We start from the raw sequence: 11,687 nt of genomic DNA on the forward strand, positions 1-11,687 counted from the left end.
TTCCGGGCGCCTCAGCGCGCTCTGAAATGGTTGTCATGGCGGGCCTCACTGGTAGAAGACGAATCGTTTGCTGAGCCGGAGCTGGGCTGCGGTGATGGCCAGGATGATGATGGTCAGGATCACGCCGATCGCCGAGGCCTGGCCGAATTCGAGCCTCTGGAAGGCCGATTCGAAGATCACCATGACGGCGGTGCGGGTCGAGTCGCCGGGTCCGCCGCGGGTGAGCACGTACGGCTGGTCGAACACCTGGAGCGCGTTGATGATCGCCATGACCGACGCCACAAGGGTGGTGGGGCTCAGCAGCGGCAGCGTCACGTGGAGGTGCTTGCGCAGCCCGGTTGCACCGTCCAGCGCGGCGGCCTCATAGGTCTCGTTGGGAATGGACGCCAGCCCGCCAATGAACAGCAGGAAGGAGAACCCAAAGTTCTGCCACACGTAGACCAGGATGACGACGGCGGCCGAGCCTCCCGGCGTCGTCAGCCAGGGAACGGCGGGAATGCCGACGAAGGAAAGCAGCCAGTTCACCACGCCGAACTGTTCATTGAACAGGTAACGCATGAAGATCGATACGGACGCGGCGGAGAGGATCAGCGGGAAGAAGAAGGCGCTGCGGAAGAAGACGCGCAGCCAGGCCGGCAGCTTCTCCTGCACCATGATCGCGAGCGCCAGGGCCACCCCGAGCTGCAGGGCCACGGCCACGATCACGAACATGATCGTGTTCAGGAAGGACACCCGCACGGTGGGATCCTGGACCACTTCGGCGAAGTTGTCGAAACCTACGAATGTGGGCGGGGAAATGATGTCCCAGCGGAAGAATGCCAGGGCCAGGGAGGCGACGATCGGCAACAGGGTGAACAGCCCCATGCCGACGACCGTCGGGGCAAGGAACGCCCATGCCAGCCAGCGCTGAGGATGCCTCTCGTCCTTCGCCGCGGCACTCCGAGTCCTCGGGCGGATGCTGGTTGCGGTACTCATGCCTGCCTCCTCAAAGCCAGTTCAAGGTCGCGCTGCATGGATTCGAGGGCCTGCTTGAGCTGGGCCTCGTCGCCGCTGACAGCGAGGGATACGTTCTTCATCAGGGCGGTTTCGACGGCGGCCTGCTGGGGCGGCGCCGGAATAGGACCTGTGGTGGGGAAACGGTCGAGGGTGTCGTAGAAGACTTTCCAGTGCCGTGGGCCCTTGCCCGCATACAGCTGCTCGTTGACCATTGAGCGGCGCGACGGCGTGGTGTTGGGGGTGGTGAAGACCAGGCGCATCGCGTCGAGGCTTGCAGAGAACTTGACCCATTCCCAGGCAGCGTCCTTGTCCTTGGCGGTCTTCATGATGGCGTAGCCGGCGGTGCCGAACTGGTGCCGCTGGGTGCGCCAGCGAGGGAAGAATTGGACGTCGAAGCCATCCTCGGTCATGCCCGCCTCGTTCAGGCCCTGGACCCAGTAGCCGCCTGCCGGCGTCGTTCCGATCCTGCCGGATGCGAAGAGCCCGACGAGGGAACTGCCGCCGCCCTCTTCAGGGCGGACGCCGAGCCCGTCCTTGACCAGGCCGCGCAGGTAGTCGAAGGATTCGAAGACGCGGGGATCCGTGGCGTTGGGTTCGAGCCACTGGTAGCCGCCTGAGCGGAGGCTCCGGGAGGGATCGTTGGCGTAGAAGGTGGTCCACAGCCAGTCCCCACCGGTGGACTTGGTCTCCTTGAGGAAGCTGGTGTCGTTGGCGTAGAGCCAGGGCACCACGCCGCCAAAGAGCCTGTTGGTCCAGTAGTACGGGGTGAAGTCTGAGGTGTTGGCCTTGCGCATCGCGGCCAGGGTAGCGCGGAAGTCTGTGTGGGTCCAGTTGTCGGCCGGCCGTTCCAGGCCCGCCGATCGAAGGGAGCCTGTGTTGTAGTACATGTTGGCGGCGTTCCAGTCGATGGGTAGCTGGAACAGGCTGCCTTTGTACATGAACGCTTCCACCAGGCTGGGATGGACGTCCGCGAAGTATTCCTTCATGTCCGCGGCATCCCGGCGCAGGTACTCGTCCAGTGGGTGTGCCAGTTTGTCGGCGAACAGCTGGGCGCCTTCGGTGGCGACGTAGACAACGTCCGGCGGTGTTCCTGCGGCAACCATGGTGAGGATCTTGGTGAAGAAGTCCTTCCAGTCCACGGCCTGGATGGCCTGGACCTTGACCCGGATCTCGGGATGGACCTTGCTAAAGGCGTCTATGACGCGCTGGCGGGCTGCGGCATCAGCGGCGGTGCCCATGATGGCGATACTGAGGCTGCTGTCGCCCCGGCCCGGGATGTCCATTCCGGTCAACCTTGGCCACGACGCCGTAGTTGCTCCGATGATTCCCAGGCCTAACGCTCCAAGCGCTGTTCTGCGTGTGATTTCACGCAGCTTCCCGTCGCTTCCGGGCATAATCACATTCCTTCCCTAACTCGTGTTAGGAAGAGTTCACAAAGGTAGGTCTTCCCCTAACACGTGTTAGGTACAGTACTCCTAGCGCCTAACACGTGTCAAGGATCACATTCTTCGTTACACGGTCATTTCAGAATTCTCAGCGAATCCCCAGCTGTCGCGCTGGCGCCGAGATGATCCGGCACAGCAAGATATGGCAGGCTAAATCTGATGACTCTTCAAGGACACAGCTGGCGCGCTTCCCTGGGTATAGGCCTGCTGTTCCTGGTCGCCACGCTTTCTTGCGGAGCGGGGCTGGCGGCGACTTACTACTTTTTCGTCCGCACAACCACAGGACAGTTCATCGACGAGTCCGCCCTGGTGGAGGCCGTGCAAATCCATGGTCGCGCGGGCAGGGCCGCGACCGAGTTCCTCGACTGGCTGCCCACGATATCGCTGGTGATCGCCGTCGTCATCGTCCTGTTCGTCACGCTGGTTCGACGGCGGTGGGCTGCGGCGGGCATTGCCGTCGCCGCTTGCGTCGGGGCGAACCTGGCAACCCAGGTGCTCAAGAACTGGATTCCGGACAGGCCTTTTCGGGGCATCACGACGCTCGAACTGAATTCCCTCCCCTCGGGGCACACCACGCTGGCAGCCTCGGCCGCGGCGGCGGTGTTCCTTGTGGTCTCGCCCCGGTGGCGTCCGCTGGCCGGGTTCCTGGGCGGGAGTTTCGCCGTCGCGGCCGGGGTGTCCACGCTGATCAACCAGTGGCACCGCCCGGCCGACGTCGTGGCGGCCTACCTCGTGGTGGGCGCATTCGTCCTTCCGGCAGGGTGGCTCATCCTGCTGCTCGGCAAGACCTGGAACACATGGTGCGGCTACGGCGGGCACTGGGCGTCGTCCCGGGTCTGGGTGGGACTGCCCATGCTGGGCGGCCTGATTGCGACCGGGATTGCGGTGGTGTCGCTGGTGATCATCGCACCGGGCTCAGGCAGGGAGAGCACCATCAGTTACTTCTGGGCGGGAGTTTCACTGATCGTGGTCACGGGTTACCTGGCGACGGTGACCGGGACGCTGCTGTTCAGCCTGGCAGCAGGTCGCCGCCGGCCCGCGCCGCCGCCCAACTGACTCGCATTAGATGTCGTTATGACGGCTTATAACGACATCTAATGCCAGCTACTTGGGCGGGGAATGGCTGAACGCAGGTGACCACCCAGACGCTCCCTCACGTCCCGCCCCCGCCATCCCAAACGCCCCCTCAGTAGTTCCGTCGGTTCTTCATCTTGGGAATCGCGATCAGGAACACCACCGCTGCAGCGAAGCCCAGCACCGCCGTGGCCCACACGCCGGCGGCCAGCGACACCGCGGCCGTCATTCCGGAGAGCAAGACCGGGCCGCCCGTGGACCCCGCGTCGGCGATGAACCTCCACAGGCCAAGGAATTGCCCACGACCTCGATCGGGCGAGAAATCAGCCCCCAGCGTCATGATCAGGCCGGAGCTGATGCCGTTGCCGAAGCCGATCAGCAGGGCCACAAGCAGCAGCCCCACGAACCCCGACGTCAGCGGTATGAGCCCAAGCGCCACGCCCATAATCACGGTCGACGGCACAGCCACCCATTGCCTGCCCTTGCGGTCCATGAGCTTGCCCGCAGGGTAGAACACCAGCATGTCGATCGCGCCGGATAACCCGTAGATCAGCGACGCTTGCGTGGCATCCATGCCCAGATGGTCCGCCCACAGTGGAATGACCACCTGCCGCGACGCCCGCAGCGCACTGAGCAGCAGAATTCCCGCACCCACCGTGAGGAAGACGCCGGCATGGGACACCACGAGCCCGCGGAGGGTCGGTTCGGGATCGGGGCTGCCGCCGTCGGGCGTTTGGGGGGCCACCAGATCGGGAATGGTGAGCGAAAGGATCGCGGCGGCGGCCATGCCGGCCACGCCCACCCAATAGGCGCCGCTGATACCCGCGAACTGCATTACGCCCGCCCCGATGAACGGGCCAATGAAGATGCCGATCCTCGTCACGCCGCCCAGGGTGGACAGGGCCCGAGCACGGAACTCTACGGGCACGGCCTCGGTGAGGTACTTCTGGCGGGCCAGGTTGAACACGCTGGCGGACATTCCGACGACGGTCATCGCCGCCGCGAGCAGCCAGACTCCGTGGGGAACCAGCGACGACAGGCCCGCCCCCACCAGAGCCAGCGCGGATACGGCGGCCGCGCCAACGATGGACCAGCGTTCGCCGAATTTCAGTGTGATCAGCGACGCCGGCAGGTTGAAGAACCAGGAGCCAAGCCCGATCAGCGTGACAATCAGGGCTGATACCGCCACGGACGCGCCGAGGTCGCGGGCCGACAGCGCCACGACTGGAAGGATCGCGCCCTCGCCGATGCAGAACAGGAGCGCCGGCCCGAAGGCGGGGACGGCGATGCTGCGAAGGCTGGAATCCGGGGACGTGCGTGTGCTGGTCATCCCTTTCATCCTAGGACGGTCGGCGCGGGGCCCCTGTGCTCCCTCCTGCTCCCGCTCAGGACGCGGATATGGCGCGGGGACACGGGTAAACCCTGAGGACACCGGGATCCGGGCGTCCTCCTGCCGCTGTTGCGTCTCCACGCCATTTGCGCGTCCCCTCGGCCGGCATTAGGAAGCGTTCGACGGCGGAGCGCGCACCTCGGGCGGTCACGGCGGCAGCACGTCAGGACGCGCAAACGGCGGGAGGAGGCGCGTAGAGCCTGAGGACACCGGGATCCGAGCGTCGTCCCGCGGTCTGCATGTCCTGCTGCCATTTCCGCGTCCCTTGGTACGCCGCATTCGGCTATCCGCCCCGATGAGTGAGAGAGCGACGGGGCCGGCAGCGGAAGGTGAGTGAGCGTGCCGGCGACCGCGAGACGCCCACCTACACCTCCACCGACGTAGGCGACACCCTCTCCAGGCAGTTCCGGATCCCGTACACGTAGGCCTTGGTGATCGCCAAGTCCGGTCCCTCGATCTGTCCTTCGAAGTTCCGGGCATGCCGTCCGGCAGCATCGAGCAGGGTCCCGGCATGGGCATCCCAGGGGAACTGCGCGGCAAAGTCGGGCAACACATCCGTCGCCGTTCGACGTCGGATCTCCGCGCTCAGGGCCTCCGCGCCGATCGGACTAAAGAAAGAAAAGATGGCCCGGCGGGTGGCAAACTGAGCCTTCTCCCCTGCCGAGAGCCGATCGCTCGCGAGGGAGCAAACCACGTCGTGCAGCAGTTCCTGGCTGACCGCGGTCACGGCGGCCCGGCTCTTCGGACTGTCCGTTGAGTCGCCTGTCTCCACCGAGGATTGGGCCTCCCGCGGAATCGCCAGGGAGTCCCGATCGGCGGCACGCACGACGGCGTCAATCGCCAGCGCTGCCGAATGCACCCGTTCGGCGCGCTGGATGATTTCCTGCAAGCGTTCCAGTGGCTTGGGCGGGCGTTGTTCGAGGAGGATTGCCATGTCGAGGGCCTTCGATCTGCCGGTCGTCCCCGAGCCGACCCAATCAATGGGGTTTTGAATGGCGGTGGCAGTGATCTCGACGGCGGTACTGAGGTCCTGCTCGTAGGTCACCGGGCTGCCGGAACCCGCCGCGCAGGAGGCAGTCAGCACCATGGCAGTAAAGCCCATGGCAATGGCTCTATGCTGCGGGATCCGCCTCTTTGTGAACACAACGGCCACCCTTGGAAACCGGGAGAGCGTCGGATACTTAGCCCAGATATAGCAGGCGAAAACGTCGGTACACAAGCGCCAGGCAGGCAGCCCAAAAGCGCCCCCCGCCCAAAGCGGAGCACGCAACCAAAAGAAACGCCCTACACGTACCCGTCCACGATCGCGGCTGCGATCTCCTTGTATGCACGACGGGTTTCCGGCTTCAGCACGTCCAAGGTGACCAGGTCGCCGTCGGCCACTCCGCGGTCGTGGGGTACGGAAATCAGCTGGCGGCAGATCCCGGCAAGGTGTTCCTCGATGGCGTCCTTGTCCACGCGGGTGGAGACTTCGTCCTTGTCGGTGATCACGACGATCGCGTTGCGGGCCAGGTCCTCGTAGCCATGGCCGGCCAGCCATTGGAGGGTGCTGCGTGCCCGCTTGGCCCCGCTGACTGCGTAGCCGGCGGCGATGATGAGGTTGTCGGCGGACTGCAGGATGCCCTTCATGGCGTTGTGGGTGACGCCGGTTCCGCAGTCGGTCAGGGCCACGGAGTAGTAGCTGGCGATCAGCTGGCGGATCCGCAGGTACTCCTCGGCCGTGAGCGAGTCCGAGACCTCCGGATCCTGTTCGCCGGCGATCAGGTGCAGGCGTCCGGCGTGGTGCATGTACCGGGACAGACCTGTCAGGGAATCGACATTGTCCACGTTCTTGAGCAGGTCGGTGATGGTGCGCGGGGTGGCGCGCTGGTAGATGCCTTCGCCCAGCGCACGCTCTACGAGGTCGCCGGAGTCGGGATTGGCGTCGATGGCGCAGGGCGGGTCGCCGCGGAATTCGGCCAGCGTCAGGCCCACGCCCACTGTGGTGGAAGTCTTGCCGATACCGCCCTTGAGGCTGAGCACCGCGGTGTTGAAGCTGCCGTGGAGTTGTCGGGAGATGCGGCGGGCCAGTTCGTCTTCTTCGCGCTGCTTGGCGCTGGGGCCGAGGTTCCAGGCGCCGCCGGTCATGTTGAACAGCATTCCCCGGAAGCCGCCCACCGGACGCGGCTTCTGCTCCTTCACGAAGGAACTTGGCGTGGTGATGAAGCCTGACCCGGACGAGGCCTGATCCGCGGCCGCGCGTTCGGCCCGCGACGCCGGAGCAGCCGACGACGCCGGAGCAGCCGGAGGTGCCGACGGCGCCGGAGGGATGACCCCAGGCGCAGTGCTGTTGGAGTCAGTTTCTGGAGCATTCTGCTCTTCGTTGGCGTCCGCTGCCGCGGCTGCCGCAGCCCAGGAGCTGCTTTGAATGGGACCTTGGGAAGGAGTCTCGTCTGTAGCCTCGACGTCGTCCGTGGAAATAGTTGGCATAGCTCCTGTCCAAGCATCGGAACCGTCGGCGCGACGGCGGGATCGCCGACTGGGGTACGACTGCCCCGCCGTTGCGGCAGCGGGGCTGGTGTTCTCCACCGGTTCAGGCATTTTATGTCCCCCCAGGACTCGCGGCGCATCATGTCCGCGGATCTACGACTCAGTACTTAGCCATTCTACGGGCAGCGCCCCGAGCCTTTGCTGTCGACGGCGGTCAGGTCACCTTTCGGGGCGTCCGCCAGGACAAGGTTCAGGGCGCTGCAGGCCACTCGCTGGATGGAGGGGAGCTACATCTGCTGGGACTGCTCCTGCGAGACGTTTACCAGCCAGGACACCCCGTACTTGTCGGTGAGCATGCCGAAGATGTCGCCCCACGGAGCCTTTTCCATTGGCACCCCGATCTCGCCGCCCTCGAGCAGCCTGTCGAAGTAGCCGCGCAGCTCGGTCTCGTCGTCGCCGCTGAGGGAGATGGAGATGTTGCTTCCATCCGCGAGCTCCATGCTGTTCGGGGTGTCCGCGCCCATGAGGACCAGTCCGTGGGGGGTGGTGAGCATTGCGTGCATGATCTTGTCTTGTTCGGCCGGGTCTTCGGTGGCCTGGTACTCGCCGAAAGTGGCCATGGTCAGGTCGCCGCCGAACACTGACTGGTAGAAAGTCATGGCTTCGCGGGCGTTGTCGCGGAAGCCGAGGTAGGGGTTGAGGGTCGTGGGCATTTCAGTTCTCCTCAGGGTTTGGGGCAGCACTGTAGGCCGCCCTCCGGTCATGCTAGCAGCGGCCATTGACGGGATCTACGGTGTCTATTTCGGCCCCTCAGTGGTAGGGCTGAGTCTCTTTCAACCGCTGAATGAACCAGCGTGATTGCTCCGGGCCGTAGGGCAGCACGGGGATGGCTTTGGTGGCATCGGCCGGCATGTCGCGGATTGACTGCCTGGCTTGCCGCACTGCCCTGGACATGGTGTCGGCCATAGTCTTCACGAATTCGTCGCTGCAGGGTTTGCCGTGGCCCGGGACCAGGTACTGGTAACGGTGGCGCAGTGCCGAGATGTGCCGGAGGGCGTCGGCCCAGTCCTCGGGGAAGGAGTCCTCGAAAGAGGGGTGGGCGCCCTGTTCCACGAGGTCGCCGGCGAAGAGGGTGCTCGGTGTGCCGACCAGGAGGTCGCCGTCTGTGTGGCCGCGGCCGAGGTAGAACAGCGTGGCGGTCAGCCCGCCAAGGTCCACCAGCACGGGCTGGTCCTTGACGATCGCGTTCGGGACTACAAGTTCGACGGCGTCGCCCTCCCCCGCGGCCATCTCAGGTTCCGTCGTGGAGACAAAGCGGCGCTGCTCGTCGCCGTCGTCCTCTATTGCCGCGGCGCAGTTTTCGTGCGCCCAGAACTCGGTGACGCCGTCGTCGGCGAACACCGCGTTTCCGAAGAAGTGGTCGTAATGGGCGTGGGTGTTGACGACCACAAGCGGGAGCTGGGTCTTTTCCCGGACCGCCGCCAGGATTTCCTTGCCCTGCCGGGGGCCGCAGCCGGTGTCGATCACCATGGCCCGTTCGGAGCCCACGACGAGTCCCGTGTTGAGCAATGATCCTGCGGTTTCCAGCACGTAGTTGTCCGGGCCGACTTCCAGCCATCCTGACATTTTATCTCCGTATCAAGGTGTTTCCGGGATGTTCAGGCCTCGATTCTACCCACGCGCCCCTGTCCGGACGCCCTGTACCCGCCGGGCCGGGCCTAAAGATCACCGAATCGGGGTCCAGCCAATCCAGCGTCTTCAAAGCCGACCCGGGACATGGGTCGGGATGCTATGCCTGATTGGCGAAAAATGATTAGGCGCCATCAACTGCTGGTCTCACAATCCCCGAAAGCTCGGGCTGAGCTCACGTCTGACCTCATTGCTTGAGGGTTGCTTTGTATGACAGGTCACTTAGCCGGATTATTCTGACGCTAAAATGTGACCCCGCTGGAGCAGGAGCTCACAACGGGGTCACGGTCTCATGCCCCTGTTACGGCTTCATCAGCCGCAGATTACCCTGATACGTCGCATAGAAGTAGAACTTGCCGGAGGTGGCGCCCACCGGGGATACGAACAGCTTGCCCGTCCCATCTACCGTGAAGGTAAAGGATGGGTGATTGGCTGAGCCTCCGGTCAGAAGTCCATGTTCAGACACTTTAGTGAGGCTCGCACCTAGTGGATGCCGAGTCACGTGGAATAGATACGACGACAGGTTTCCGCTTTCGGATTCCGTGTTCTTTACCTCAATGAGTAGCATCCCGCTGAACAGTGCGGTGCCGCCGCGGGTTGACTGCATGGAAAAGATCGGGGTGTTTGCCGCCGTTACTGTTACTGCCGACTTGCTGCCGGCCACAGCAACGTCCTGGTTGAGTCGTACGGCTGAAAACATGGAATCCTTGCGGACGTTATAGATTCCGCCTGTCGTCTCATTCCCGCTTTCAATGAGGGTGTCCGTGCTGGCCGCCGGCTGATAGACGCCGTGGTGAGTGAAGGTGTTTAGTGCCGGCGTGCCGTAGTAGGTGCCCGTGGCAGCGTCGTACTCGCAGAGGTTGTTCTTGACAACGATGGTGCCGTTTCCCGAGGTGTGGACGCCAATGGCGTTGCCTGAGAAACGCGATATGACGTTGTCTGTGATCATGCCGTTCGGAGAGTTCGAGCCGGTGAATTTCACGGCGTCGTAGGGTGCCTTCTGACCAGGCCATGCAATGAGGTTGTCTGAGATGGAAAAGTGCTTGGCCATATCAAGCAGAATGGCTTCTTCGCCGGACTCGAAGCAGTTATTGCCCTTGATGACAAGCCAGTCAGACTGACCGATGTAGATGTTGTGCTTCTTCGCCGCTTTGGCAGCCCCATCCGAGGTGTTGTAAGAAGGAAAGAAGAACACGTTGTCGGAGCAAACCAGACCATCAATGCTCTTGGCGTAAACATGCGTGATGTACGCGACGTTGACGGTGTTCGCCAGGAACTTGCAGTCACTCGTGTGCATCCAATTTGCAACGTCAGCACGATCCACGTAAAACGCATAGTTCACGTCCGCGAACTCGTTCTTGACGATCTTCACCTGTGCTGTGTCGTGAGCAGCAGCAGTGGGCAAGGGGTGAACGTAGATTGCCTTATCCATATTCAGGAACACGTTGTTCTGGATGGTCCCTCGGCGGGTCTTCAGGAGTTCAATGCCGTAGGATGCCGCGCCGCGTGTGCTGCGCTCGAACGTCAATCCGGTCACGTTCCAGAACTGGTCTTCACGAGTGCCCGTCGTTCCGATCACTACCTTCCCGTCGAGCAAGGTCCCAGGCCCCGCAAGGGTAATGTGCTTCTTGTTGAGACTCAGGTTACCCGGGATGTAGTGGCGTCCGGGGAAGATCAGGGTGGCATGCTCTGGCAGGGCGTTGATGGCGGTTTGGCAGGCCGCTGTATCGTCCGCCAGGCCGTTGCCCGCGGCACCGTAGTCCATAACGTTGAATACGAGGTCACCCTTGCGCACGAGGCCTTTCCCATCTGCGAGGACAGGGGCGTAGGCGGCAGAAAGGTCAGGAATTAGGGCAGGCGGGATCTTCGCCTCGAGGTCCAGTGTTGCCACACCCGAGGGGGCACCCTTTTCCGCTATGGGAACGTACTCGTTAGGCGGGGTTTTACCCCCAGGGTTGGCCTGGGCGCTATTGGCACCAATAGCAGAAACTGCGGACGCGCCGGTCAACGCAGTTATTATGGTTCCTAATCTAAGAAGCCCTCGGCGCTTTACGCCGGCATCGTTTTGGGACGGCTGCGGGTCCTCCTTTCCGGTCTCGCTAACCATGGCTGCACCGTGACCCGACGGAACGCACAGACACCGTGGCGCCTCGCAGCTCACCGTTACTCGCGCTCCCTAGCTGTGCGAAACAGGGGATTGAACTTCCAAGCGTCAACATTCTGAGTCCTCCCAGTCCTCATAAATGTGGTTGTCTCAATGACGCTATTTCCTTGGAATTGCATAAACCACAGTGGCGGCTACGCGTTTAATTGGCGTCCAATGCTTGGTTTAAAGGCATTGGTACTCAGTTATTCCGCGTAGCATTTGTGGCTACTCGGAACCCTGAGTCCTTCTATTGATGAGGCGCGACACGAAAAGACCCCACCAGCCCGAGAGGCTGATGGGGGCAAAAGGGTGGAAGTTTACTTGACCACTTTCGGAGACCCTACACTTGGTGTATGAGTACTGGGGGAGAAGCCAAGATCAAGGCCGTGTTCATTCTCAGTGTTGGCTTCTTCACCGCAGCCCTCGCTTGCGCGTTGGAAGCCAGCCGCGCCGCCGATGTCAATGGCCAATGGTTTCT

The 11,687-nt window shown here is 63.1% G+C and carries 9 protein-coding genes; 1 reads left to right on the forward strand and 8 read right to left on the reverse strand.

What is annotated here, in order from left to right; genetic code table 11:
• Positions 1-45: 45 nt before the first annotated feature.
• Together J7E82_RS06920 and J7E82_RS06925 are read right to left on the reverse strand one after the other, a co-directional pair.
• The gene (locus J7E82_RS06920; RefSeq protein WP_214861889.1) at positions 46-975 is read right to left on the reverse strand and encodes a carbohydrate ABC transporter permease; all 930 of its coding nucleotides are present in this window, start codon (positions 973-975) and stop codon (positions 46-48) included.
• On the reverse strand, positions 972-2,390 hold the full coding sequence (locus tag J7E82_RS06925; RefSeq protein ID WP_214861890.1) for an extracellular solute-binding protein: 1,419 nt from the start codon (positions 2,388-2,390) through the stop codon (positions 972-974). Before J7E82_RS06925 ends, J7E82_RS06920 begins: the two co-directional genes overlap by 4 nt.
• 210 nt (positions 2,391-2,600) lie before the next feature.
• Here J7E82_RS06925 and J7E82_RS06930 point away from each other — a divergent pair, with 210 nt between their 5' ends.
• Positions 2,601-3,497: a phosphatase PAP2 family protein gene (locus tag J7E82_RS06930; RefSeq protein ID WP_214861891.1), complete on the forward strand. Its 897-nt coding sequence runs from the start codon at positions 2,601-2,603 to the stop codon at positions 3,495-3,497.
• A 130-nt stretch (positions 3,498-3,627) separates the two neighbouring features.
• Here J7E82_RS06930 and J7E82_RS06935 read toward each other — a convergent pair whose 3' ends face one another.
• The 6 genes from J7E82_RS06935 to J7E82_RS06960 all read right to left on the reverse strand — a co-directional run bounded on the left by J7E82_RS06935 (position 3,628) and on the right by J7E82_RS06960 (position 11,071).
• The gene (locus tag J7E82_RS06935) at positions 3,628-4,845 is read right to left on the reverse strand and encodes an MFS transporter (RefSeq protein ID WP_214861892.1); all 1,218 of its coding nucleotides are present in this window, start codon (positions 4,843-4,845) and stop codon (positions 3,628-3,630) included.
• Between the two features lie 424 nt (positions 4,846-5,269).
• Positions 5,270-6,049 (reverse strand): hypothetical protein, encoded by a 780-nt coding sequence (locus tag J7E82_RS06940; RefSeq protein ID WP_214861893.1) that lies wholly within the window; start codon positions 6,047-6,049, stop codon positions 5,270-5,272.
• A gap of 140 nt (positions 6,050-6,189) precedes the next feature.
• A complete protein-coding gene (locus J7E82_RS06945) occupies positions 6,190-7,485 on the reverse strand; it encodes a MinD/ParA family protein (protein ID WP_214861894.1) in 1,296 nt (431 codons plus the stop codon).
• Positions 7,486-7,661: 176 nt separating this feature from the next.
• Positions 7,662-8,087, reverse strand: coding sequence for a VOC family protein (locus J7E82_RS06950; RefSeq protein ID WP_214861895.1), 426 nt, complete (start codon positions 8,085-8,087; stop codon positions 7,662-7,664).
• A gap of 97 nt (positions 8,088-8,184) precedes the next feature.
• On the reverse strand, positions 8,185-9,000 hold the full coding sequence (locus J7E82_RS06955; RefSeq protein WP_214861896.1) for an MBL fold metallo-hydrolase: 816 nt from the start codon (positions 8,998-9,000) through the stop codon (positions 8,185-8,187).
• A 364-nt stretch (positions 9,001-9,364) separates the two neighbouring features.
• Positions 9,365-11,071: a right-handed parallel beta-helix repeat-containing protein gene (locus J7E82_RS06960; protein WP_214861897.1), complete on the reverse strand. Its 1,707-nt coding sequence runs from the start codon at positions 11,069-11,071 to the stop codon at positions 9,365-9,367.
• Between the last annotated feature and the right edge of the window lie 616 nt (positions 11,072-11,687).

The sequence above is a fragment of the Arthrobacter sp. ISL-30 genome (assembly GCF_018613855.1).
GTDB lineage: Bacteria > Actinomycetota > Actinomycetes > Actinomycetales > Micrococcaceae > Arthrobacter.